The sequence below is a fragment of the Dietzia aerolata genome (assembly GCF_014144865.1).
Taxonomy (GTDB): domain Bacteria; phylum Actinomycetota; class Actinomycetes; order Mycobacteriales; family Mycobacteriaceae; genus Dietzia; species Dietzia aerolata.
This window is the reverse complement of record NZ_JAALDM010000043.1, coordinates 1-23,423: the sequence shown is the minus strand read 5'-3', so window position 1 is coordinate 23,423 and position 23,423 is coordinate 1. Positions and strand designations below refer to the sequence as shown.

General features: G+C 67.2%; 21 protein-coding genes. 9 read left to right on the top strand and 12 right to left on the bottom strand.

What is annotated here, in order from left to right; all coding sequences use genetic code 11:
• Positions 1-7: 7 nt before the first annotated feature.
• Positions 8-646, bottom strand: coding sequence for a TetR family transcriptional regulator (locus G6016_RS03370; protein WP_182631289.1), 639 nt, complete (start codon positions 644-646; stop codon positions 8-10).
• 169 nt (positions 647-815) lie between these two features.
• On the opposite strand from G6016_RS03370, the gene G6016_RS03365 reads away from it, so the two are divergent.
• The 3 genes from G6016_RS03365 to G6016_RS03355 all read left to right on the top strand — a co-directional run bounded on the left by G6016_RS03365 (position 816) and on the right by G6016_RS03355 (position 6,882).
• Positions 816-2,150: an FAD-linked oxidoreductase, L-gulonolactone oxidase family gene (locus tag G6016_RS03365; protein ID WP_182631288.1), complete on the top strand. Its 1,335-nt coding sequence runs from the start codon at positions 816-818 to the stop codon at positions 2,148-2,150.
• Positions 2,151-2,249: 99 nt separating this feature from the next.
• A complete protein-coding gene (locus tag G6016_RS03360; RefSeq protein WP_182631287.1) occupies positions 2,250-2,945 on the top strand; it encodes a hypothetical protein in 696 nt (231 codons plus the stop codon).
• Between the two features lie 130 nt (positions 2,946-3,075).
• Positions 3,076-6,882 carry a multifunctional oxoglutarate decarboxylase/oxoglutarate dehydrogenase thiamine pyrophosphate-binding subunit/dihydrolipoyllysine-residue succinyltransferase subunit gene (locus tag G6016_RS03355; protein WP_380023351.1) on the top strand — a complete coding sequence of 1,269 codons (3,807 nt, stop codon included), beginning with the start codon at positions 3,076-3,078 and terminating at the stop codon, positions 6,880-6,882.
• A 125-nt stretch (positions 6,883-7,007) separates the two neighbouring features.
• Here the strand turns inward: G6016_RS03355 and G6016_RS03350 are convergent, their stop codons facing one another.
• The 4 genes from G6016_RS03350 to G6016_RS03335 form a co-directional block, all read right to left on the bottom strand.
• Positions 7,008-7,826 carry a glycine betaine ABC transporter substrate-binding protein gene (locus G6016_RS03350; RefSeq protein WP_338403498.1) on the bottom strand — a complete coding sequence of 273 codons (819 nt, stop codon included), beginning with the start codon at positions 7,824-7,826 and terminating at the stop codon, positions 7,008-7,010.
• Positions 7,827-8,072: 246 nt separating this feature from the next.
• The gene (locus tag G6016_RS03345; RefSeq protein WP_182631285.1) at positions 8,073-8,675 is read right to left on the bottom strand and encodes a suppressor of fused domain protein; all 603 of its coding nucleotides are present in this window, start codon (positions 8,673-8,675) and stop codon (positions 8,073-8,075) included.
• A complete protein-coding gene (locus G6016_RS03340) occupies positions 8,675-9,181 on the bottom strand; it encodes a general stress protein (protein ID WP_241729699.1) in 507 nt (168 codons plus the stop codon). Before G6016_RS03340 ends, G6016_RS03345 begins: the two co-directional genes overlap by 1 nt.
• Positions 9,182-9,201: 20 nt before the next feature.
• Positions 9,202-10,215 (bottom strand): HpcH/HpaI aldolase/citrate lyase family protein, encoded by a 1,014-nt coding sequence (locus G6016_RS03335; protein WP_182631284.1) that lies wholly within the window; start codon positions 10,213-10,215, stop codon positions 9,202-9,204.
• 69 nt (positions 10,216-10,284) lie between these two features.
• Between G6016_RS03335 and G6016_RS03330 the strand changes: the two genes are divergently transcribed.
• The 4 genes from G6016_RS03330 to G6016_RS03315 all read left to right on the top strand — a co-directional run bounded on the left by G6016_RS03330 (position 10,285) and on the right by G6016_RS03315 (position 14,561).
• The gene (locus G6016_RS03330) at positions 10,285-11,601 is read left to right on the top strand and encodes a magnesium transporter MgtE N-terminal domain-containing protein (RefSeq protein WP_182631283.1); all 1,317 of its coding nucleotides are present in this window, start codon (positions 10,285-10,287) and stop codon (positions 11,599-11,601) included.
• Positions 11,598-12,149 (top strand): DUF1003 domain-containing protein, encoded by a 552-nt coding sequence (locus G6016_RS03325; protein WP_182631282.1) that lies wholly within the window; start codon positions 11,598-11,600, stop codon positions 12,147-12,149. Before G6016_RS03330 ends, G6016_RS03325 begins: the two co-directional genes overlap by 4 nt.
• A gap of 455 nt (positions 12,150-12,604) precedes the next feature.
• Complete coding sequence (locus tag G6016_RS17475; protein WP_277815107.1) at positions 12,605-13,381, top strand: lytic transglycosylase domain-containing protein; 777 nt, start codon at positions 12,605-12,607, stop codon at positions 13,379-13,381.
• A gap of 40 nt (positions 13,382-13,421) precedes the next feature.
• Complete coding sequence (locus G6016_RS03315; RefSeq protein WP_182631281.1) at positions 13,422-14,561, top strand: Mrp/NBP35 family ATP-binding protein; 1,140 nt, start codon at positions 13,422-13,424, stop codon at positions 14,559-14,561.
• A gap of 69 nt (positions 14,562-14,630) precedes the next feature.
• Here the strand turns inward: G6016_RS03315 and tatB are convergent, their stop codons facing one another.
• The 4 genes from tatB to sigE form a co-directional block, all read right to left on the bottom strand.
• The gene (gene tatB / locus G6016_RS03310; protein WP_182631280.1) at positions 14,631-15,107 is read right to left on the bottom strand and encodes a Sec-independent protein translocase protein TatB; all 477 of its coding nucleotides are present in this window, start codon (positions 15,105-15,107) and stop codon (positions 14,631-14,633) included.
• Between the two features lie 109 nt (positions 15,108-15,216).
• Complete coding sequence (locus G6016_RS03305) at positions 15,217-16,770, bottom strand: S1C family serine protease (protein WP_338403497.1); 1,554 nt, start codon at positions 16,768-16,770, stop codon at positions 15,217-15,219.
• A 10-nt stretch (positions 16,771-16,780) separates the two neighbouring features.
• The gene (locus G6016_RS03300) at positions 16,781-17,254 is read right to left on the bottom strand and encodes a zf-HC2 domain-containing protein (RefSeq protein WP_182631296.1); all 474 of its coding nucleotides are present in this window, start codon (positions 17,252-17,254) and stop codon (positions 16,781-16,783) included.
• Positions 17,255-17,395: 141 nt separating this feature from the next.
• Positions 17,396-18,019 (bottom strand): RNA polymerase sigma factor SigE, encoded by a 624-nt coding sequence (sigE, locus tag G6016_RS03295; RefSeq protein ID WP_182631279.1) that lies wholly within the window; start codon positions 18,017-18,019, stop codon positions 17,396-17,398.
• A 195-nt stretch (positions 18,020-18,214) separates the two neighbouring features.
• Here sigE and G6016_RS03290 point away from each other — a divergent pair, with 195 nt between their 5' ends.
• Positions 18,215-18,823: an O-methyltransferase gene (locus G6016_RS03290; protein ID WP_182631278.1), complete on the top strand. Its 609-nt coding sequence runs from the start codon at positions 18,215-18,217 to the stop codon at positions 18,821-18,823.
• Positions 18,824-18,990: 167 nt separating this feature from the next.
• On the opposite strand, the gene glgC is transcribed toward G6016_RS03290, so the two are convergent.
• Positions 18,991-20,217 carry a glucose-1-phosphate adenylyltransferase gene (glgC, locus tag G6016_RS03285; protein ID WP_182631277.1) on the bottom strand — a complete coding sequence of 409 codons (1,227 nt, stop codon included), beginning with the start codon at positions 20,215-20,217 and terminating at the stop codon, positions 18,991-18,993.
• Between the two features lie 142 nt (positions 20,218-20,359).
• On the opposite strand from glgC, the gene glgA reads away from it, so the two are divergent.
• Positions 20,360-21,529: a glycogen synthase gene (gene glgA / locus G6016_RS03280; RefSeq protein WP_182631276.1), complete on the top strand. Its 1,170-nt coding sequence runs from the start codon at positions 20,360-20,362 to the stop codon at positions 21,527-21,529.
• A gap of 31 nt (positions 21,530-21,560) precedes the next feature.
• On the opposite strand, the gene G6016_RS03275 is transcribed toward glgA, so the two are convergent.
• Both G6016_RS03275 and G6016_RS03270 read right to left on the bottom strand, forming a co-directional pair.
• The gene (locus tag G6016_RS03275) at positions 21,561-22,640 is read right to left on the bottom strand and encodes a class I SAM-dependent methyltransferase (RefSeq protein ID WP_338403496.1); all 1,080 of its coding nucleotides are present in this window, start codon (positions 22,638-22,640) and stop codon (positions 21,561-21,563) included.
• Positions 22,637-23,423: leucyl aminopeptidase family protein (locus tag G6016_RS03270; RefSeq protein WP_194306207.1), on the bottom strand; the 787-nt coding region annotated here is incomplete at its 5' end. The genes G6016_RS03275 and G6016_RS03270, both read right to left, overlap by 4 nt.

The window sequence follows — 23,423 nt, the reverse complement described above, 5'->3', positions numbered from 1 at the left end:
CGGGCGATCACTCCCCGTCTACCAGCTGCGCGTCCCGTACCACCAGATCAACGGCCTGATGCAGGAGTTCGGCGGCCTCGTCGTCGTCCCTGTAGATCTGCCACCTCTGCCCGATACCCACGACGATCGCCAGCACGACCCGCGTGATCGCCTCCAGCCCCATCCCCCACCGGACACCGGAGGCGGCGGCGGTGCGCTCGAGCACCGACTGCACAATCGCCTCGTTGGACTCCTGCTGGTTGCGGGCGAGCCCCACCTCGGGCAGGCCGTACGTTCGCAGCGAATACGACACGATCTCGTAGGTGAGCAGCTGCTTGTCCGGGGAGGCGGTGATGACCGCCCACACCAGATCTATCGCCTCCCGCAGGCGGCTGCGAAGACCCTCCAGTCCGTGCGCGCCCGAATCGAAGTCGACACTGACGAACGCACTCGCCGCCTGGTGGACCTCGAAGTTGACCGCGCCGATCAACTCGCGGAGAAGTTCTTCCTTGTCGGTGTAGCAATAGTGAACAACGCCCAATGAGACGCCCGCGCGCTCGGCGACTCCGCGGACGGTCACGGCACTGAGCCCGTCATGCTCGGCAATGTCCAAAGCGGCCCGGAGGAGTTGCGCTCGGCGCTGATCGGCAGGAAGTCTAGTGGTCACCCGCCCATCGTACGACGACGACAACAACGCTGACAGTGTTCACCGCAAGCAGTCTTCTTACGCGGTGAGCGGATCGCGCTCCTTGTCTGGAAGTTCGTCCAGTTTCACCGTCGGCACGTCGTCCAGAGTTCCCCTGTGAGCGCCCGATCCCTGGGTAGTCTGTGCACCCATGACGACCTCGGCACCCACGTGGACGAACTGGACCGGCAACGTAACCGCACATCCGACCTCGCGGTCCGCCCCCACGACCGTCGCCGAGGTCACCAACACCGTGTTGAGCGCGGCGGAGTCCGGAACTCGCGTCAAGTGTGTGGGTGCCGGACATTCGTTCACTCCAGCCGCCGCGACCGATGGGGTCCTCATGACCCTCGACGACCTCACCGGAATCGAGTCCATCGTCCCCACCCGCGGCGCCGACGGCCAGGTTGACGGCGCCGACGTGACCGTCTGGGCCGGAACGCGGTTGCACCGCCTCGGACCACTGCTGTGGGATCTCGGGCTCGCCCAACCGAACCTGGGTGATTTCGCCGAACAGTCGCTCGCGGGCGCCGCCGCCACCGGCACCCACGGGACCGGATTGCGGGAGCCCGGCATCCCGGCGACGATCGTGGGGCTCCAGCTCGTCACGGCGGACGGCTCGGTCCTCTCGTGCTCCCGCGACTCACATCCCGAGGTGTTCGAGGCCGCACGACTCGGGATCGGCGCGCTGGGGATCATCACCAAGATCACCATCCGGTGCGTACCGGCATTCGTACTGCAGGCTGAGGAGCGCCCCTGGAGCCTCTCAGCCGCCCTGAAGGACATGGAGGGCTTCGCCCGGTCCGCCGACCACGCCGAGTTCTACTGGTTTCCGCACACCGATGCCATCAACCTCAAGCGAAACACCCGCCTGCCTGGCGACTCCGACCTCGCACCGGTGGGACGTCTACAGAACCTCGTCAGCGACGAGTTCCTGTCCAACGAGGTGTTCGACGCCGTCTGTCGCGCGGCGACACGTCGCCCCTCACTGACCCCACGGCTGAACCGCATCACCTCGCGCGCACTGTCCGCCCGCACGTTCACCGACCGCAGCTACAACGTATTCGCCTCACCCCGCCGCGTCCGTTTCCGGGAGATGGAGTACGCCGTGCCGCTCGCGGCCGCCGGCGCGGTGCTCGGTGACATCCGCGACATGATCGACCGCGCGGGGCTGAACGTGTCCTTCCCGATGGAGGTCCGTTTCGCCGCCGCGGACGACGTGTGGATGTCCACGGCCAACGGGCGCGAGGTCTGTTATATCGCCGTGCACCAGTACCACCGGATGGACCACACCGAACTGTTCCGCCTGGCCGAGGAGATCTTCCTCGCCGCGGACGGTCGCCCCCACTGGGGCAAGATGCACACCCGGACCGCTGAGGACTTCGCCACGATGGTCGACCGCTTCGATGACTTCGTCGCGGTCCGCGACCGGCTCGACCCGGCCCGGGTGTTCGGCAACACCTACACCGAACGAGTCCTGCCCTGACGAGCACTCGGCTGTTCCGCCGAACCCACCGGACGATCCCCCGGATCCGTACTCTAGGCCTCACTGTCGGTTTCCATCCCGATCGAAGAAGGTGACCTCGTGTCCGATGACGACGCTTCCCAGCCAGATGTTTCCGGACCCGCTGCGGGGGTGATCACCGCAGCACTGCGACGGGCGATCCGCCTCCAATCCGGGACCGCACGTCGCTACGTCCACTCCCTCCGCGAGAAGCATCCGGAGGAGAGCCCCGCCGAGATCCGCTCACGACTGGATTCGCTGTTCCTGGGCACTGTCACCGCTTCCGGCGCCGCCGTGGGTGGCACTGCGGCCGTCCCGGGCATCGGCACCCTCGTCGCCTTCGGCGCGATCGGCGCGGAGTCGCTGGTCTTCCTCGAGGCCGCAGCGTTCTACACCCTCGCGGTAGCCGAGGTGCACGGGGTCGATGTGCGCCAGGGCGAGCACGAGGAATTGCTGGTCATGACCGTCATGCTCGGCGCGTCCGGAACCGCGCTCCTCGCAAACGCCGTCAGTTCCGGGGGTGGCTCCGCCGCCGGTGGATCGCTGGCAGCGAGGGCCCTGCGTGTCCCCGGCCTCAAGGAGATCAACTCCCGGATGATGCACCGGTTCATCCGCAAGTTCGCGGTCAAGCGGGCGGGACTCGCCATGGGCAAACTCGCACCCGCCGGGCTCGGTGCGGCCATCGGCGGGTGGGGCAACCGTAGACTCGGCCGGACCGTGGTGGACACCGCCGACGCCACATTCGGCGCTCCCCCACAACATTGGTCGGCCGGGTGAACCCCGAATGACCTCAAGGTGGCATCCCCCTGTCAGGTGAGATCGCGAGTCCCCCCGGGGACAGAACGTCTAGCCTGGTTGTCATCGACGTGTGAAACCCACCACAGAACCAGAGAGGCACCACATCATCGTGAGCAACACCGTCTCACAATTCGGACAGAATCAGTGGCTCGTGGACGAGATGTACGAGCGCTTTTCCAAGGACCCCTCCTCTGTGGATGAGTCCTGGCACGAGTTCTTCAAGGCCAACCCGGAGGCCGCCTCCGCCTCCGGCCGGAGCTCGTCCAATGGCGCCGCCACGACATCCTCGGGCACAGACGAGAAGAAGTCGTCCGCACCGGCCGACCAGGCCCCTGCGAAGAAGTCGGCCAAGGCGGCCTCGGAGGTCACCATGGATGACATGACCCCGTCAGCCTCCGCAAAGGACGTGGCCGCCAAGCCGGACTCGGGTGCCGCCCCGTCCCGCAAGGCCCGCGGCCAGGGAGTCCCGGCACCGGTGCGCACCCCGGAAACCCGAAACAAGCCGGATGTGCCGGCTCCCTCGAAGCCGGAGCGCCCCGAGTACACGCCGCCGGAGGAGCCGGAGAAGAAGGTCCTGCGCGGACCGGCGGGCGCGATCGTCAAGAACATGAACGCGTCGCTCACGCTCCCCACGGCGACCTCTGTCCGCGCCGTGCCGGCCAAGCTGATGATCGACAACCGCGTCGTCATCAACAATCACCTCAAGCGCACGCGTGGCGGCAAGATCTCCTTCACCCACCTCATCGGGTACGCGATGGTCCAGGCCATCAAGGCCTACCCGAACATGAACAACCATTACGAGGAGATCGACGGTAAGCCGAACACCGTCACCCCGACCGGCATCAATCTTGGTCTCGCTATCGACATGAAGACCAAGAACGGTCGCAGCCTCGTGGTGGCCGCGATCAAGAACTGTGAGACGCTCGACTTCCGTGAGTTCCTGGACGCGTACGAGGACATCGTGTCCCGTGCCCGCGTCGGCAAGCTCACGATGGACGACTTCTCCGGTGTCACGGTCTCGCTGACCAACCCGGGCGGAATCGGCACCGTGCACTCGGTTCCTCGCCTGACGGTCGGTCAGGGTGCCATCCTCGGCGTCGGCGCGATGGAGTACCCCGCCGAGTTCCAGGGCGCCAGCGACGAGCAGCTCGCCAACAACGCGATCGGTAAGATCACCACCCTCACCTCGACGTACGACCACCGGGTTATCCAGGGTGCGGAGTCGGGCGAGTTCCTGCGCGAGATCCATCGACTCCTGGTCGCCGACGATTTCTACGACGAGATCTTCGGCTCCCTGCGGATCCCCTACGAGCCCGTCCGCTGGCGCCAGGACATCACCGATCCGCGCGTCGACAAGGACGCCCGGGTCCTCGAGCTCATCGCCGCCTACCGCAACCGCGGCCACCTCATGGCCGACATCGACCCGCTGGACGGCATGCACGCCCAGCGCCGGCGCACCTTCCATCCCGACCTGGACGTGAACTCCCACGAGCTCACGCTCTGGGACCTCGACCGGAAGTTCTCCGTCGGTGGGTTCGTCGGCAAGGACCGCATGCGACTGCGCGACGTACTGTCCGAGCTCCGCGCGGCGTACTGCCGCAAGATCGGCATCGAGTACACCCACATCCTGGAGAACGAGCAGCGTGGCTGGCTCCAGGAGCGCGTCGAGGGTGTCGATGACAAGCCGACGGTCGCGGAACAGAAGTACATCCTGTCCAAGGTCAACGCCGCCGAGGCGTTCGAGACCTTCCTGCAGACGAAGTACGTCGGTCAGAAGCGCTTCTCGCTCGAGGGTGCCGAGTCCGTCATCCCGATGATGGACGCGGTCATCGACGAGGCCGCCGAGTTCGGTCTCGACGAGGTCGTCATCGGCATGCCGCACCGTGGCCGACTGAACGTGTTGGCCAACATCGTAGGCAAGCCGTACCGGCAGATCTTCACGGAGTTCGAGGGCAACATGGATCCCTCGGCCGCACACGGTTCGGGTGACGTGAAGTACCACCTCGGTGCCGAGGGAATCCAGTACCAGATGTTCGGTGACAACGAGATCAAGGTCTCGTTGACCGCCAACCCGTCCCACCTCGAGGCCGTCGACCCGGTCCTCGAGGGCATCGTCCGCGCCAAGCAGGACCTGATCGAAGACCCCGAATGGCGTGCGCAGTACCCCGTCGTGCCGCTGATGCTGCACGGTGACGCCGCGTTCGCCGGTCAGGGCGTGGTTGCGGAGACGCTGAACCTCTCGCTCATCAACGGTTACCGCACCGGCGGCACGGTCCACATCGTGGTCAACAACCAGATCGGGTTCACGACCGCGCCCGCGGCGGGACGGTCCAGCCAGTACTGCACCGATGTCGCGAAGATGGTCGGCGCGCCGATCTTCCACGTCAACGGCGACGACCCGGAGGCCTGTGTCCGCGTGGCTCGCCTCGCGATGGACTTCCGTCAGCAGTTCAAGAAGGACGTCGTGATTGACCTCGTCTGCTACCGCCGCCGCGGGCACAACGAGGCCGACGATCCGTCGATGACGCAGCCACGGATGTACGAGGTCATCGACGAGAAGAAGAGTGTCCGGCAGTCCTACACAGAGGATCTCGTCGGTCGTGGCGATATCTCCGAGAAGGAAGCGGAGAACGCTCTTCGCGACTTCCAGGGACAGCTCGAGCGGGTCTTCAACGAGGTTCGTGAACTCGAGAAGCACCCGGTCACGGCATCGCAGTCGATCGAGCCGGATCAGCCGCTTCCCAAGATCATCACGGCGATCGACGAGTCCGTCGTCCACGCCATCGGTGACGCGTTCGGCAATCTGCCCGAGGACTTCCATATCCACCCGCGTGTCAAGCCCGTCTATGAGGCGCGCCAGAAGATGGCCTACAACGGCAACATCGACTGGGCCTTCGCGGAACTCCTGGCCATCGGCTCGCTGACGCTGGAGGGCCGCACGGTCCGCCTCGCCGGCCAGGATTCCCAGCGAGGCACGTTCACCCAGCGACACGCCATGATCGTCGACAAGACGACGGCCGAGACCTACTCCCCACTCCAGCACCTGGACGGGGCCGAGGGTCGCTTCGAGGTGTGGAACTCCGCCCTGACCGAGTACGCCGGTCTCGGTTTCGAGTACGGCTACTCCGTGGGTGATCCGGAGGCTCTCGTCATGTGGGAGGCCCAGTTCGGCGACTTCGTCAACGGCGCCCAGACGATCATCGATGAGTACATCTCGTCGGGCGAGGCCAAGTGGGGCCAGAAGTCTTCTGTCACCCTGCTTCTCCCGCACGGTCACGAGGGCATGGGCCCGGACCACACGTCGGGACGTATCGAGCGGTTCCTCCAGCTGTGTGCAGAGGGCTCGATGACGGTCGCTCAGCCGTCGACGCCGGCGAACTACTTCCACCTCATGCGTCGGCACGCGACCGGTATCAAGCGCCCGCAGGTGGTGTTCACTCCCAAGTCGATGCTGCGGAACAAGAAGGCCGTCAGCGCCGTCGAGGACTTCACGTCGGGCAAGTTCCGCTCCGTGATCGACGACCAGGTGTTCGTGGACGGGAACTCGGACCCGAGCAAGGTCACCACGATGCTGTTGGTGTCCGGAAAGCTCTACTACGAGCTCGCAGCGCGTCGGGACAAGGACGAGCGCGATGACGTCGCGATCGTCCGGCTCGAGCAGCTTCATCCGATCCCGCATCGTCGCATGCGGGAGGCCCTGGACCGCTACCCGAACCTCTCCGAGGTTCGGTGGGTCCAGGAGGAGCCGGCGAACCAGGGTGCCTGGAGCTTCCTCGCCCTCGAACTGCCGGAGCGGATCGAGAACTTCCCCCGCCTGAAGCGCGTCTCACGTCGCCCGATGGCCGCCACCTCGACGGGCCTGAGCAAGGTCCACGCCGTCGAGCAGAAGGCGCTGGTCGACGAGGCCTTCGAGTAGCCTCCCACCAGACACCGTAAAGGGCCCGTCCGCAACGGACGGGCCCTTTACGCGCTCCGGGCAGCCAGATCGAGAGCCGAGCTACCCGGCAGTGGCAATACTCACGAACCCGCCTGCGCGACAGATCAGTAGTCGTGCTCGTCCAACCAGAAGTTGGCCATCGCCACGGGTGAATCCGTGCCGAACTCGATGCCCAGCAAAAGCTCGCGAATGTCATCGGTCGTCAGCTCACCACTGATCCTGTTGACCAGGGTCAGCTGATCCTCCGTGAGGGAGCCCTTGCGGAACACCGGCACCAGATGTTGCGCGGTGATCGCGTTGTCGTCGTCGTCCAACATGACCATGTCCCGCTCGTACAGGACCGGATCCGCCGACCGCATCCCACCGACAGACACCTGACCGGCGCGCAGTGCGTCAAGCACTGCGCGCGGGTTCGGGCCGAGTGCTGTGCGGTTGGCGAACTCGCAGTCGTAAGACGTGGCCAGGATCGAAGTCAGCTCACGATCGTCGAGCATCTCTGCCGAGGCACCCAGGGTGAACTCACCGCACCGACCGGCTAGATCCGACATGGAGCTCAATCCGTACGACTCTGACGTGTTGCGCGAGACCACGAAGGCGGGCGCGTCCTCCGCCGGCGCCGGATCTCCCGCAGTGACACCCTCTGGAAGAGCCGCCATCATCTCGGGGTACACATCCTCCGGCGCAACCGCAGTCGACCCCGAGTCGAACATTCTCAAAAGGTCACCGGTGAACCCCACGGTGAAGGTCGCGTCTCCCGTGGTCACTGATTCAAGTACCTCGGCCTCGGTGCCCGACTGCGGACGTGGCTCCACCCTCCAGCCCTGGCGCATGAGCGCATTTCCGTAGATGTAACCGACGATTTCCGCTTCCGCATAGGAAGCCGTTTCGATCACCACCAGTGGTGCATCCTCGTGCGCGGGCACGATTGAAGACTGTGCCTGACAGCCCGACAGCGCGACCGTCGCGGCGACCGCTGATGCCACCACCGGCAAGCCGGCTCGTCCCCACGCCCGTCGCATGCGACCACGCCCTTCCTCGCCCCGTCCCCGCGGAGGTGCGGGGCTCTCCTTCTCCGTAGAGTCAGTCTCTCAGTTGTGCCGCGACGAACTCACGGCGCGTCCCCACCGACGACGGAGGCGAGATCGACCTCCGGCGTGTCGCGGCTGCCACTACCGTGCGCCCGGATTGACTGCCGACCGTGCCGGATCAGTCACGTCGATTCTCGCCTCTGCCCAGGCCTCTTCAAGCTCGGCCGCGCCCTTCATCCGGACCCACGCCGCCTCGGTGTGGGTGACCGGTACCGCACGGAACACCGTGACCGGTGCGGAATCCCCGGGAAGTTCGACGTCAGGGATCTCCGGTGCACGCAGGATCACCGCCGTGAATGCCGCTCCCGGCCAGAGTGGCTCCCCCAGATCGATGAGTGCGCCTTCCGACAGCACCAGTCCCTCCACTGCCGGGGTCGCCGCGAGTACCGACAGTGCCCGCACAACACCATCGACTCCGCCCTGCAGGGAAAGGCTGAGCTCCGCCCGCGGCGCCGTCGGGTCGGGCACTACAGCCGACGGGTCCCCCATCGGCTCGGCAGAACAACCCAGGGTTGTGTACCGAACCATCCCTGATTCGATATCGACGAACCGCAGAATCCTGATCGGCGGCGCGCCCAGGAAGGTCACCGACGCCTCCTGTGGGTCCGGCCCATAGTGCGACTCGAGGTGAGCACGCACCTTGTCCAGGACCCCCTCGGCCCCTGATGCGAATCCGCCCAGCATCACTTCATCCCGAATCGGGCGAGCTCGTCGCGGACCCGTTCTGCGTTCGCCGGCTCACACAGGACGTCATAACGTCCTGCGACCAGCTGTGAGGTCGAGGCAAAGTCCCGCTTGCCCCGGGTGGCGGCGTACGACAGCGCGGCCGAGACGACGCCGAACACGGAGCCGCCGACAAGGCCGGTGAGGATGACGCCCCACATCGGCGAGGTGAAGATTCCGAGCACCAGACCGATGAACAGCCCGAGCCAGGCGCCCGTCGCCAGACCACCGAGCAGCACCTTCGGCCACGTGAGACGGCCTGTGACACGCTCCACCTGCATCAGATCGACGCCGACGATGGTCACCTCATGGACCGGGAATTCCTTGTCCGCCAAGTGATCGACGGCGGCCTGCGCTTGCTCGTAGGTCGAGTACGAGCCCACCACCCACCCCGTGGGCGGCGTGGGCAAACCGGGGGTTCGCCCGCTTCGCGAGCTTCCGGCGCCCATGTTCACGCGAGAACTCATGGTTTCTGTCCTTCCGGGGCTCACCCGTTAGCTGGTGTCTTTTCTGAGACGGTCATCCCGGCTGCGCGACCGCGCGCGGACACCACCAGCGCCATCTTACGGCTGGCCTCGTCGAGCATCTCGTCGCCGAACATGACCGCACCCCTGGCACCGCCCTCCACGGAAGTGGAGTGCGTGTATGCCTCCAGGATTCCCTCGGCCTTATCGAACTCCTCCTGCCGCGGACTGAACACCTCGTTACCCGCGTCCACCTGTGCAGGGTGCAGAACCCACTTGCCGTCAAAACCGAGGGCGGCGGTTCGTGCAGCTGCCCGGCGGAAGCCCTCCTCGTCACGCACCTTGAGGAACGGGCCGTCGATGGCTTGCAGCCCGTGTGCCCGGGCGGCAACCAAGATCGACATCAATACGTGGTGGTAGGCATCTCCGGGCGCATACCCCTCCGGCTGCTCCCCCACCGTCAATGTCCGCATGCCGATTGAGGCCATGAAATCCGCCGGCCCGAACACCAGCGTGAGGACCCGAGGGCTGGCCGTGGCGATCTCGTTGATGTTCGTCAGTCCGAGGGCGTCTTCGATCTGGGGCTCTATACCAATATGACCGGCCGGCAGTCCCGCGGCTTTTTCCACCTGTGTCAGCACCAGATCCAATGCGACGACCTCCGCTGCCGTTCGCACCTTGGGCAGCAATAGGGCATCGATCCCGTTTCCGGCTCGTCCCACCACCTCCGAGACATCCGCGACGGTGTATTCGGTGTCCCAGGCATTCACCCGGACGACCACCGTCTGCGCCACGAACCCGCCGGAACGCAGGGCATCCACAACGTTTTCACGGGCCTCCGCCTTGGCGGGTCCGGCTACAGCGTCCTCCAGGTCCAGGAACACCTCATCGACCGGCAGCCCCTTCGCCTTGTCGATCATCTTGACGCTGCTTCCGGGCACGGCGAGGACCGTCCGCCTGGGCCGTGAGCGTAGTTCGGCGATTCTCTCCGCCGGCTGTTCGATAGGCGCGGTATGCGAATGCGGGGCGTCACTCATCGTGTGTGGCTCTCCCTCAGGTCCGGTTCGGCGCGCGGATGCCGCCGTTCGATGACTAGCCTGGTCCGCATGGCGAACCTCAACAAGGCCTTCGTCGCCAGGCTAGCCGGGCTACCGGTGATCGGACCTGACGGGGACGACATCGGACGCATCCGCGACGTCGTGGTGACGATGCGATCACAACACAAACCTCCCCGAGTCATCGGTCTCGTTGTGGAACTGCCGACCAGGCGACGGATCTTCGTGCCGATGCTGCGCGTCGCATCGATCGATCCGCGTTCGGTCTCCCTGGTCTCGGGCACCATCAACCTGCACCGATTCCAATCTCGCCCGGGGGAGAATGTGGTCCTGGGGTCCCTGGTCGACTCGATCATCAGCGTGGAGACCGAACAGGCCGGATCTGACTCGCAGAACTCCGGCGACCGCCTGGTGCGGCAACAGGTCGTCGACGTCGAGATCGAGCGTCAACGGTCTCGGGATTGGTTCGTCTCCCGGGTGGCGGCCAGAGTGCGGCGGGGCCGCACTGCTCTTGGACGGCGCGGTCCGGTCTCGATCTATTCGTGGAATCGGATCAGTGGCTTGGACGACACAGCGATCGGTACTCCCGAGCACGGTGCCGAGAGCCTGGTTGAGCAGTTCGCGGATATGCGGCCGGCGGACGTCGCAAACGCTTTGCGCGAACTGCCTGAGGTCCGTCGTCTCGAAGTCGCCCGAACCCTTGACGATGAACGTCTGGCAGACATCCTCCAGGAGCTTCCCCACGACGAGCAGACCGAGATCGTCACCCGCCTGGAACTCGAGCGGGCCGCAGATGTTCTCGAGGCGATGGATCCGGAAGACGCCGCGGACCTCCTCGGTGAGCTCCCCGAGAAGGATGCCGAGTCCTTCCTCGAGAGGATGAATCCCGAGGACTCTGCGCCGGTCCGCATGCTGCTGACCTACGACGCGGACACCGCAGGTGGTCTGATGACGCCAGAACCGATCATCCTGTCACCGCAGACCACTGTGGCCGAAGCACTCGCACATTGCCGGAACCCGGACCTCAGCCCGGCGGTGGCGAGCCTGGTTTTCGTCGTTCGTCCGCCCACCGCGACCCCGACCGGCAAGTACCTGGGCTGCGTACACATCCAGGCCCTGTTGCGTGAGCTGCCGTCCACGATGGTCGCCGAGACTCTGGACACGAGCCTGTCGTCACTTCGCCCCACCGATTCAGTGGATGCCGTGACCCGATTTTTCGCTACCTACAATCTCGTCTGCGGGCCGGTGGTGGACGACGACGGGCATCTCCTCGGAGCGGTCGCCGTGGACGACCTCCTCGACCATCTGCTGCCGGAGGACTGGCGAGACATGGACCTGCATGACGAGTGGGACAAGGAGCAGAAATGACCGATCCGACTCCGCGCTCGCCCCTATCCGTTCCCCTCACTTCGCGCAGGCCCCGGCTGAGTATCGATTCGGACGCGGTCGGCCGCTACAGCGAGGCCGTGGCCCGGTTCTTCGGTACCGGCACGTACCTACTCATCCAGACGGTCGTGGTGATCGTCTGGATCATCCTCAACGTCGCGGTGGTGGCGCTTCGATTCGACCCCTATCCGTTCATCCTGCTCAACCTGGCGTTCTCGACACAGGCCGCCTACGCCGCCCCACTGATCCTGCTGGCTCAGAACCGGCAGGAGGACCGCGACAAGTCAGCGCTGCATGAGGACCGTCTCCGCGCGACGCAGACGAAGGCGGACACTGAGTTTCTCGCGCGCGAGCTCGCATCAGTCAGGTTGTCGGTCGGAGAGAACGTCACCCGCGATTATCTCCGTCGTGAACTGGACGACCTCCGCGACTCGGTTGAGCGAATCGAGACACTTCTCGCCGGACTTACCAGTGGCGCAGGTAACACTCCGGAGGGTAGAAACGATGCAGACAACAGTGGCCGGGGATAACATCACCCGGACCGTATGCGCCGAGGGGTGCGCATATCGGGGTCGTACCGCGAGTACGGCCGCACTTGCTCAAGCACGAGGGGGAGATTTTGCGCAAAGTCGCGCCGAGCGCTGATCGCAAAGTACTGACCAGTGCCGCAGTTACCGCGAGCGCCATCGCGATTCTGGCAACTGTCGGCCTGAACATCGACAACAGCCCTCCCGAGACCCCGGATATCACCCCACTCGCTGAGTCGGCACCCCAGACGTCTCCTTCACAGACCTCGGAGAGCACCACTACCAGTGAGACGGAGACGTCGACTTCCACGGGCGCACCGAATCCCGATGAGGATCCGGGCGCAGCACATATCGAGCCCGCAACGATTCCACCGGGCCCTCTGGGCATTCCGGGTATTGCCCTTGACGCATACCATCGCGCCTCCGATCGACTGAACGCGGAACAGCCTGCGTGTGAGATGGATTGGACCGTTCTCGCGGGTATCGGACAGGTCGAATCCAACCAGGGCCGCGGAAAGTTCGCCGCCAATGGGGACACCATCGGCCGCATTCTCGGCCCGCGTCTGGACGGGTCGCTCGAGGGCACCGCCGTCATCAAGGACACCGACGGTGGACGCTTCGACGGTGACGCCGACTTCGACCGTGCGGTCGGCCCTGTGCAGTTCATCCCGTCGACCTGGGCCCTTCTCGGCCGCGACGGGAATGACGACGGGGTTGCCGACCCGAACAACATCTACGACGGGGCCCTGGCCGCCGCCACGCTGCTGTGCAACCAGGGCGGGTCCATGGCTGACCCCGCCGCCCGGACCCGGGCGATTCTGTCCTACAACAACTCCCTGGCATACGTCGCGAACGTCAACGCCTGGGCTCACGGCTACTCGGTCAATGCGTTCCCGCTGCCCTCCGACCTGCCTCCGATCCACCAGCCCAAGCCCACGGTCGAGCCTCCCGAGAAGTGCCCCGAGGGCTGGGAAGGCAAGCCGACAGCGGCTCCCGATCCCGCCGAACCGGGCCAGCCGGCACCCCCGGTACCGGGCTGCACCGAGGTCCCGAAGCCGGAGGCTCCGCCCGCCCCGGAGCCTGCGCCCGAGCCATCGGCGCCGCCTGTCCAGGAGAGCCCTGAAGTGCCTGCACCACCAGCACCGCCGGCGGCCCCCGCACCCCACGTTCCGTTCGAGGTCCCGGAGATCGAACTGCCCTGTATCGCACCGTTCTGCCCTCCTCCCCCTGCCTGAATCGTCCTAGGGCGTTTATGACGCCTAGACTCGGGGCATCATGAGTGCACCCAGCGAAGAATCGATCCGCGCCGCACTGGCCAAGGTCGATGATCCGGAGATCCGCAAGCCGCTCACCGAGCTCGGCATGGTCAAGGGAGTGGAGGTGGATCCCGCCACCGGCAAGGTGGACGTCGGGATCTATCTGACCGTCGCGACCTGTCCGATGCGGGACACCATCACCGACCGTGTCCGTGCCGCGGTATCCGACGTGCCCGGCGTCGGTGAGGTTGGCGTCGAGCTCGACGTGATGAATGACGAGCAGCGTACGGAACTGCGCAAGCATCTCCGTGGAGATGCCGCGGAGCCGGTCATCCCGTTCGCCCAGCCCGGGAACCTCACCCGCGTCTATGCCGTCGCCTCGGGCAAGGGCGGGGTCGGCAAATCCACGGCTACCGTCAACCTCGCCACCGCCCTCGCGGAGCGTGGCTTGTCAGTGGGTGTGCTCGATGCCGACATCTACGGCCATTCCATCCCGCGGATGCTCGGTACTGACGCGCGGCCCACCCAGGTCGAGCAGATGATCCTCCCGCCGGTCGCGCACGAGGTGAAGGTCATTTCGATTGCGCAGTTCACCAAGGGCAACACGCCTGTGGTCTGGCGTGGACCAATGCTCCACCGGGCTCTCCAGCAGTTCCTCGCCGACGTCTATTGGGGCGACCTTGACGTCCTGCTGATGGATCTGCCGCCCGGTACCGGCGATGTGGCGATCTCGATCGCGCAGTTGATCCCGTCCGCGGAGATCCTCGTGGTGACCACCCCGCAGCAGGCCGCTGCGGAGGTCGCCGAGCGCGCGGGCTCGATCGCCCTGCAGACCCGTCAACGCATCGCCGGCGTGATCGAGAACATGTCGTGGCTGGAGCTTCCGGACGGCACCCGTATGGACGTGTTCGGCAGCGGTGGCGGCGCGGACGTCGCCGCAAACCTGTCGCGCTCCGTGGGCGCCCCGGTCAAGCTCCTCGGGCAGGTCCCCCTGGAGCAGGCGGTGCGCGAGCACGGCGACGAGGGCACACCGATCGTGCTGGCCGAGCCGGACTCCGCGGCGGGCAAGGCCTACCGCGAGATCGCTGACGGTCTGGCCGTGCGGCCGAGAGGACTCGCCGGAATGAATCTCGGGATCGACACCACACGTCACCTCTGACCGGTACCGGAGGCGGTCGGTCATCCGACCGCACCCCCGTAACCGGGGACGTTCAGGGCGCCGACTGGATCAGGTAGCGTCGTCCCAGTTCGCGCCGCTACTCGGTGAGGCCGGAGCCGGCGTCGACGGACGTGGTGCCGCGCTGTTCCCGTTCTGCGGGCGCGCCGGGGGCCGCGGGTCGGTCCCGGCCTGGGCACCCCCGGCACCTGTGGAGTTTCCGGAGGAACCTGCGCCGCCCGCGGGTGCGGCGGCATCAAAGGCTCCACTGAACAGGGAGTCGTCTCCATCCAGAAGGTGCTTGGTGACCATCGCCCGCGGGCTCAGACCGCGCAGCTCGTTGAGCTGTTGGAGGGGTTCACGGAAATCGTCGAATTCCGTCCCGTAGTCGTCCTTGAGCTGCTGTTGGGCGTTGCTCGCGAACTCCTTGACCTTGCGGATCGCGGACGCCAGCCAGCGAGCCGCCTCGGGAAGCCTCTCGGGTCCCAGTACGACCAGCGCCACAACGCCGAGCACCAGAAGCTCGGACCACCCCACGTTCGTGAACATATCGCTGTCGAGGATACGTCGTCAGGCGCACCGGCGGGAGTGAGACCTTGCCCACCGACGTCACCGCTGGCCGCCGCATGGCATCCGGCACTGCCGGCCGGGCGCCGCGTCAGCCGAGTGCGGGCCGCACTGTCAGCTCGACGCGAGTGCCGTTGCGGACCACTTCGACGGGAACATCGTTGTCGGCGCCGGCACGCCGGACCGCGATCACGAGTTCGTCGGAGGAGCGCACCAGGCGGTCCCCGACCTTAGTCACCACGTCCCCCTCCTGGAGGCCTCCCTCCTGTGCGGGCGAGCCGTCGCGGACATTGACGATCTCCGCGCCCTCCACCGATCCGTTGTCGGCCTTGCGCGCGTTGACGCCAATGGTGGCGTGCTGGATCGATCCCTCGGTCATCAGCTCGGTCGCAATGTTCCGCACGTCGTTGACGGGGATCGCGAATCCGAGGCCGATCGACCCGCCGGTCTGGGAGAAGATCGAGGTGTTGATGCCGATGACCGCGCCCGTGCCGTCGATGAGCGGGCCACCGGAGTTGCCCGGGTTGATGGCGGCGTCGGTCTGAATGGCGTCGATCACCACGTCGCCGTCGGAGGTGGATTCCCCGAGCGCGATGGGCCGCTGGGTGGCGGAGACGATCCCCTCGGTGACCGTGCGGACGAGCCCGAGCGGGGAGCCGATCGCGATGACCTGCTCCCCCACCTCGACGCTGTCGGAGTCGCCCAGTGCGGCGACGGTGAGGTTCTGGACGTTCTCCACCTTGATCACCGCGAGGTCGGTGGCGGGATCTCGGCCCACGATCTCGGCCGGGGCGCGGGAGCCGTCGGAGAAGACCACGTCGATGTCGGCGCGGTCGGCCGCGCCGTCCATGGTGACGACGTGGTTGTTGGTGACGATGTAGCCGTCCGGGTCGATGACGATGCCGGATCCCTCACCGCGGGCGGACGGGCTGGAGACCTGGATGTTGACCACCGCGGGCTGCACCCGCTGGGCGACGTCGCCGACGGTGTTGTCGGGGCGTACCACGTTGTCCGGAGCATCGGCGATCCTCACCGTGGAGGTGGTGAGGACGCGGGCGGAATCGGCGACGACGGCGCCGATGGCACCGCCTACCAGGGCGACGACGGCGACGGCGGCCACTGCCGCGCCGAGGGCTCGCCTGCTCAGTCGACGTTCAAAAAGCGCTTCGGACAGGGACAGCCGTGTTGCCGGGGTGTCGTCTGTCCGGGACAGGTCGACGGGTTCGGGATGCGGTTGCTCTTCGAGGGCTGGGGTTCCGATCCCCACCGGGGCCTGCGGGTCGCGCCAGGGATCCGGCTGCGGAGGCTGCGGTGCGGAGACCTCGTCCTGCCAGGACGGGTGTCGTTGGATGCCGTTCTCGGTGCCGTCTTCCGGCCCGAAGGCCTGCGCCAGGGCCGGGTCCGCGGGTTGTGGCCCACTCGGCCGCCCGGGAACGCCGTTCTCGTTCGGGGCGCCGCTCGGTCCGGGGCCCGGTGTCCCCCGTCGACTGGGGTCGAATCCGCCGGGAACTCCCTTGGGGCGAGAGAAACTCGCGGCGACGGCGTCGTCGATCCTGGGGCGATCAATGGGGGCGGGCTCACGCAGTGGGCGGTCCGGTTCGTCGCCTCGGCCCGCGCGTCCGGGCACGCCAGTCTTGTCCTCCACCCGGCCCACCCTAATGGCCCGGGCGCCGGAGTCGGCGCAGCAGCCTTGACCACGGACTGTCCGGCCCGCTGTCGTCCGGCCTAGATCCCGCCGGGCGGCCGGATCCACTCGCAGGCTCCTGCACACCTGATGGGCGATTCTCGTCGTCTGGTGCGCCTACCTCGAGGAGGCGCAGGCGGTCGCGCAGCTCGTTGGGCATGCGGATCGGCCCGGATCCGCGCAGGGCCCTCCTGGCCTCCCGCTGATCGTCGATCTCGCGTCGGCACTGCTCGCACAGTTGCAGGTGCGCATCGGCGCGGTTCAGGCCCGCCGTCGGCAGCCGACCGTCGACATAGGCCGCGGCGGCCTCGGTGGACAGGTGATCGGTGGACAGGAAGGTGCGGCGCGGGCGCGGCGCCGGTGTGCTGTCGGCGATTCGTCGAGCCGACTCCCGTGACAGCCGGAACTCGGGCGTGGATTCGTGTCCGGGTTGATGTCGGTCCACCACTCCCCCTCCTTCCTTCTGGGGCGGTCCCGGTCGTCGGGCCGGCCCCGGGATCTGCGTGACCCCGTCAGAAAGCTCAACGTCCGGGGTCCCCGTGGGGTTCCCCGGACGTTGTCGGTCCGCACTACGTCCGTCGAGGTCTCAGTCGGTGCGACTGTGCACGCCGGTGACCCCGGCGGCCTCCAGTTCCGCCCTGAGCGCGGCACGACCGCGGTGGATCCGGCTTCGCACGGTCCCCATCTTGACCCCGAGAATCCTGCCGACCTCCTCGTAGCTGAGGTCCTCGATGTCACTGAGCACCACGGCGGCGCGGAACTCCGGCGACAGGTTGGCCAGCGCGGTCTGCAGCACCGGGTCGAAGGACTCCTCCGACAGCACCTGTTCGGGGCTGCGTTCGCGGCCGGGCACCCGCTCCGCGTCCTCGGGCAGCGCCTCGAAACGGATCCGCGCACGCCGCCGGGCGAGGTCGAGGAACAGGTTGGTGACGATCCGGTGCATCCAGCCCTCGAACGTGCCGGGCTTGTACTTGTCCAGCGATCGGAAGACGCGGATGAACGCCTCCTGGGTGATGTCCTCGGCATCGTGCGCATTACCGCTCAGGCGGAACGCGAGGCGGTACACACGGTCGCCGTGCTGGGCGACGAGGTCCGACCACGAGGGCATATCGGAGACGTCGCCTGTCGCATCGAACCGAGCCGTGCCCACGACCGCTTCGTGAGTCGCCTCGTCGGCGCTCATCGTTACGTGCACGGTCTGTGAGTACATTCGGCCACCTTCCGGCGCGAACCCTTCTCGGATCCGCGCGGTGTTCGACGCACCTGGTGGTGCGATGTGTACACCCTCCCTGATGTTTCTGTCCTCACGGTATACCCGTACTGAGATGTGCCTGAGAGTCTGATACCGATCCGATCACCGCGCGTTGCACACCGTGGTCCGCCCGCGGCCGGATACGCTCTGTGGGTGTCCGATTCACCTGATGTCCCCGCGTCCGACCTTTCCGGAGTTGCCGGGATGGCGCGCAGGAGCGCCGATCTCGTCGACGATTCCCTCTACGCGTCCGCCCGTACCGAGGCGGAGGAGTTGGGAGCCGGATCACCGGATTCGTTGACGGCGGAAACGATCCGCCTCGTCGCCCGACTCACCGGGGCGCGCAACGCCGTGTGCATCTCCCCTGCTCCGGGGGTGCCCGCGCTGGCGATCCTGGCCGCCGCCGGCCCGTCGGGTGGTGCGGTAGTCACCTGCATCACCGACGATCCGCACCACCTGGACGCGGCCCGTGCCTCGGTTCGTGCGGCGGGGCATCCGTCCTCGGCCGCGCGCTACATCGCGGCCAGGCCGTTGGAGGTCGCCGACAAGCTGGCCGACGGCGCCTACGACCTTGTGGTCGCCGACGTCCCGTCGCATTCCGTCGCCCGCGTGGTCTCCCGTGCGCATCAGTTGTTGCGTACCGGTGGTGCGTTGGTACTGATCGGCGAGCACGCCCCACTGCCGGAAGACGCCGAGTTGCCGGAGCAGGCGCACGTCACCGTTCTGCCGGTCGGGACGGGGCTGACGGTCGTCACCCTCTGACCCGCACTGCGGGCGTCGGTGCCGTCGTCGAGGGTCCACGGCGGGACGCTCCGACGGTCCGGAAAAATATGACGACGACGACAACATCTACCCGCCGTCCGTACACGGATAGCCGGCGGCACTCTCGGCGTGCACTCGAGCCTCCGACCCGCGCGTAGACCGCCGGGCTAGTCGTGCAATGACGTGGTGGTGTTCTTGGCGACGCTCACCACGCCGCCGGCACTGACCGGGAACCGGCGGCGATCACGCTCGTGATCCACCCCGATCAGGTCACCGTCACCGATGTGGCAGTTCTTGTCCACGATCGCCTTGCGCACGACCGCGCCCCGCCCGATCCGAGCTCCGGGCAGCAGGACACTGCCCTCGACCACGGCGCCGTCCTCGACGATGACGTTGTTGGCCACCACCGAGTTCCGCACCGTCGCGGCCGAGATGATGGTCCCGGCGCCCACCATGGACTCCTGCGACATGCCGCCGTTGACGAACTTCGCCGGCGGGAGGTTGTCCTGCTGGGTCCGTATCGGCCACAGGTAGTTGTAGAGGTTGAAGACCGGGTGGACCGAGACGAGGTCCATGTGCGCGTCGTAGAACGCGTCGATCGTGCCCACATCGCGCCAGTAACCGCGGTCCCGATCGGTCTCGCCGGGAACCTTGTTGCGGGCGAAGTCGTACACATACGCCCGCTCCTGCTCTACAAGTGCAGGGATGATGTCGCCACCCATGTCGTGCGAGGAATCCGGCTTCTCGGCGTCGGCCTTGAGGGCCTCGATGAGTGCTTCCGTGGTGAAGATGTAGTTGCCCATCGAGGCGAATGTCGCCTCCGGGTCGTCCGGAGTTCCGGGTGGATCGGCGGGCTTTTCCACCCACCCCCGGATGAGGTCGTCGTCGCCGGCGTCGATGCAGCCGAACGCGAACGCCTCACTCCGCGGAACCCGGATGCCGGCGACGGTCACCGCGGCACCGGTGGAGATGTGGTGATCGAGCATCTGCCGCGGGTCCATCCGGTACACGTGGTCGGCGCCGAAGACCATGATGTGCTCCGGCCGCTCGTCGTAGACCAGGTTGAGCGACTGCAGGATCGCGTCGGCGGAACCGGTGTACCACCGCGGCCCCAGACGCTGCTGCGCGGGAACAGGGGTGATGTACTCGCCGCCCATGCCACTCATGTGCCAGACCTGCGAGATGTGGCGGTCGAGCGAGTGAGACTTGTACTGGGTCAGCACGCAGATCTTCATGAATCCGGCGTTGACGAGGTTGCTCAGTACGAAGTCGATCAGTCGATACGAGCCACCGAACGGCACTGCTGGCTTCGCCCGGTCCGCGGTGAGCGGAAAGAGACGTTTGCCCTCGCCGCCGGCGAGGACGATTGCTAGGACGTGCGGCTGGTTCCTCACAACCCCACCGTAACGATTCGGCAGGGTCGAAGAGCGGCATCGCGAGCAATCGCCCCTGTTCAATCCTGCTCGTCACCGGGTAGTCGGATCGCGTTCACCGGGGCCGGTCCGGGAACGGCCCCGAGCGGCTAGGTTGACGGGTGTGCGAGTAGCGATGATGACGAGGGAGTACCCGCCGGAGGTCTACGGCGGTGCGGGCGTCCACGTGACCGAACTGGTAGCCACTCTGCGCCCGCTCTGCGAGGTGGATGTCCTGTGCATGGGTGCGGACCGCGACACCGCCCGCGCGTTCAGGCCGGACCCCGAACTCGGACCGGATGCGAACCCCGCGATCCAGACCCTGTCAGCGGGACTGCGGATGTGTGTCGGCGCCGAAGGCGCGGACATCGTGCACTCCCACACCTGGTACACGGGCCTCGCCGGCCACCTCGCCGGTGAGCTGTACGGGATCCCGCATGTTGTGTCGGCGCACTCGCTCGAACCCAGTCGCCCCTGGAAGGCCGAGCAGCTCGGTGGCGGCTACCGGGTCTCCTCGTGGTCCGAGCGCAATGCGTTCGCGAACGCGGACGCGGTGGTGGCGGTCAGTGCTCGGATGAAGGACGAGATTCTCCGCGTCTACCCGGAGATCGACCCCGATCGTGTCCACGTGATCCTCAACGGGATCGACACCTCCGTGTGGTCGCCGGTCGAGCCGTTCACGGGGCCGGGTTCGGTGCTGCGTCGCCACGGCGTGGACCCGGATCGGCCCATCGTGGCGTTCGTCGGCCGCATCACCCGCCAGAAGGGGGTCCCGCACCTCGTGAGGGCCGCCCGCGAGTTCCATCCGGATGCCCAGCTCGTCCTGTGCGCCGGTGCCCCGGACACCCCGGAGATCGCCGCGGAGATGGAAGGCCTGGTCGCCGAGCTCCAGTCCGGTCGGGACGGGGTCTTCTGGCTGCGCGACATGCTCCCCCGGGACGAGGTCATCGAGATCCTCTCGGCCGCGACGGTCTTCGCCTGCCCGTCCGTCTACGAGCCGTTGGGGATCGTCAACCTGGAGGCCATGGCCTGCCAGGCCGCGGTGGTCGCCTCTGATGTCGGCGGAATCCCGGAGGTCGTGGTCGATGGCCAGACCGGAACCCTCGTCCACTACGACGAGTCGGCGCCCGAGGACTTCGAGGCCGGGATCGCCGCGGCGGTCAACGATCTGATCGCTGACCGTGCCAAGGCGGAACGTTTCGGACTGGCGGGTCAGGAACGCGCCCGCACCGAATTCTCCTGGCATGCCATCGCGGAGCAAACCCACCAGCTGTACGCCTCGCTCCTGCGCTGACCACCAGACACCGGCCTCACCTCGGCGCGGACTACCCGTCGCGGGCGTCGTCTCGCGAGTGGAACGTTCGGAGTTCGACGTGCACCCGCACGTCGCGGTCGGCGTCGCCCAATCGTTTCTCGACCTCGGCCCGCTCGAGGTGCACCCCGCTGGGCCCCATCAGGGCGAGGTCGACGGCGATCTGGTCCGGCACGCGCACGATCGTGTCCACCACGCGGACCGAACCCGGGATGAAATGGTCGGCCAGTGCCGCCTCCAGCCGGTCCGGCCTGTCCGCATCGGGGGTGAGCATTCCGGCGTCGGTCCGGAGCGGTTCGAGATGCCCCGGCCCGGGGCCGGCCACGACCAGCGAGCCGCCGGGGGCCAGAACCCGCGCGAACTCCGCGGCGTTGCGTGGCGCGAAGACGACCTGCACCACGTCCACGCTGTCGTCGGCGAACGGGAGCTGATCCCAGGTGTCGGCCACAATGGCCGCGATATCGGTGTCGGCCCGGGCCAGCCTCCGGGCGGCGGCGACCGAGATCTCGGTGCCGATCCCCAGCGGTGGTGCCGGGTCCTCGGTTCCGCGATCGGTCCCGCGATCGGTGCCGATCGCGTGAAGGACGCTGGCGAGGTAGAAGCCCGTTCCCGCCCCGGCCTCGAGAACCACCGGCCCGGTGCCGGCACGGGTGGGATCGTGGTTGTCGGAGTTGGTGTCCTCACCCCGCGACAGGGCCTCGCGGACGCAGACCCCGAGCAGATCGGCGACCGGATCCAGCACGCCCGATGCGAGTACTTTCTCGCGCGCGAGAACCTGGTCGGTCGAGTCGCCGGCAAAGCGGCGGCCGCGGGGGCCGAACAGCGTCAGGTGCCCTTGCCGGGCGCGATCGAAGGAATGCCCGGACCGGCAGCGGACCCCGCTGATCTCGGCAGGTTGCTCGCCAGTGCCGGATCGCCCCGCGGCTGGAGGGTGATCGGGCTCCGTGCTGGCCTGTGCGCTGTCTTGTGCGCTGTACTGCGTTCTGGTCTGTGTGCTGGCCGGCCCGGACCAGACGGGCTCGACCGGGTCGCCGCACAGCGGGCACCGCAGCAGATCAAGCGCCCGCCAGAGCGCCGACGAGCCCGGGGTCACGCGCGGGGCCGGTCCGCGAGGCCGCGCAGGAACCCGATCAGTGTGCGGGTGGCGAAGCCGGTCGCGACGGGGCCGACCTCGTCGATCTCCTCCGGTGACCGGGCGGGGCCGGCGATATCCAGGTGCGCCCAGGGCCGGCCGTCCACGAAGCCCTCGAGGAACAGCGCGGCGGTGATCGCGCCGGGCCCCTTGGGCGCCTGACGGCGGTCAGCGATGTCCGAGCGGACGGCCGAACGCAGGTCCTCGGGCAACGGCAGTCGCCACCACCGCTCCCCCGCGGCGGCACCGGCATGGGAGATGCGGTCGGCGAGATCATCGTCGGTCGCCATGACCGCTCCGGTCCGCATCCCCAGCGCGACCTTCATGGCGCCGGTGAGGGTGGCGACGTCCACCACCACGTCCGGGTCCGCCTCGGCGATCCCGTGCGCGAGACCGTCCGCCAGGACCATGCGGCCCTCGGCATCGGTATTGGTCACCTCGGACGTGGTCCCGCCGACGTGGGTGACAACGTCGCCGGGCCGATACGCCGAGCCCGAGAGCATGTTCTCCGCCGAGGGCACCACGACGGTGAGATCAAGCTCCGATCGCACGCCCTCGGCATCGGCAGCGCAGAACTCGGCCGCCGCGGCGACGACCGCCGCCGAGCCCGCCATGTCGGTGCGCATCAGATGCATCCCGTCGGCGGGCTTGACCGAGATGCCGCCGGTGTCGAAGGTGATTCCCTTACCCACGAGCAACACCTTCGGGCCGGTGCCGGGCCGGCGGGCCACGAGCACCCGGGGT

What these genes read in the sequence shown, in the direction of transcription:
- G6016_RS03365 (WP_182631288.1), top strand. Translation starts at nt 816, where the DNA reads ATGACGACCTCGGCACCCACGTGGACGAACTGGACCGGCAACGTAACC.
- G6016_RS03345 (WP_182631285.1), bottom strand. Translation starts at nt 8,675, where the DNA reads ATGCTGGGCGGATTCGCATCAGGGGCCGAGGGGGTCCTGGACAAGGTG.
- G6016_RS03340 (WP_241729699.1), bottom strand. Translation starts at nt 9,181, where the DNA reads ATGAGTTCTCGCGTGAACATGGGCGCCGGAAGCTCGCGAAGCGGGCGA.
- G6016_RS03335 (WP_182631284.1), bottom strand. Translation starts at nt 10,215, where the DNA reads ATGAGTGACGCCCCGCATTCGCATACCGCGCCTATCGAACAGCCGGCG.
- G6016_RS03330 (WP_182631283.1), top strand. Translation starts at nt 10,285, where the DNA reads ATGGCGAACCTCAACAAGGCCTTCGTCGCCAGGCTAGCCGGGCTACCG.
- G6016_RS03325 (WP_182631282.1), top strand. Translation starts at nt 11,598, where the DNA reads ATGACCGATCCGACTCCGCGCTCGCCCCTATCCGTTCCCCTCACTTCG.
- G6016_RS17475 (WP_277815107.1), top strand. Translation starts at nt 12,605, where the DNA reads ATGGATTGGACCGTTCTCGCGGGTATCGGACAGGTCGAATCCAACCAG.
- G6016_RS03315 (WP_182631281.1), top strand. Translation starts at nt 13,422, where the DNA reads ATGAGTGCACCCAGCGAAGAATCGATCCGCGCCGCACTGGCCAAGGTC.
- tatB (WP_182631280.1), bottom strand. Translation starts at nt 15,107, where the DNA reads ATGTTCACGAACGTGGGGTGGTCCGAGCTTCTGGTGCTCGGCGTTGTG.
- sigE (WP_182631279.1), bottom strand. Translation starts at nt 18,019, where the DNA reads ATGTACTCACAGACCGTGCACGTAACGATGAGCGCCGACGAGGCGACT.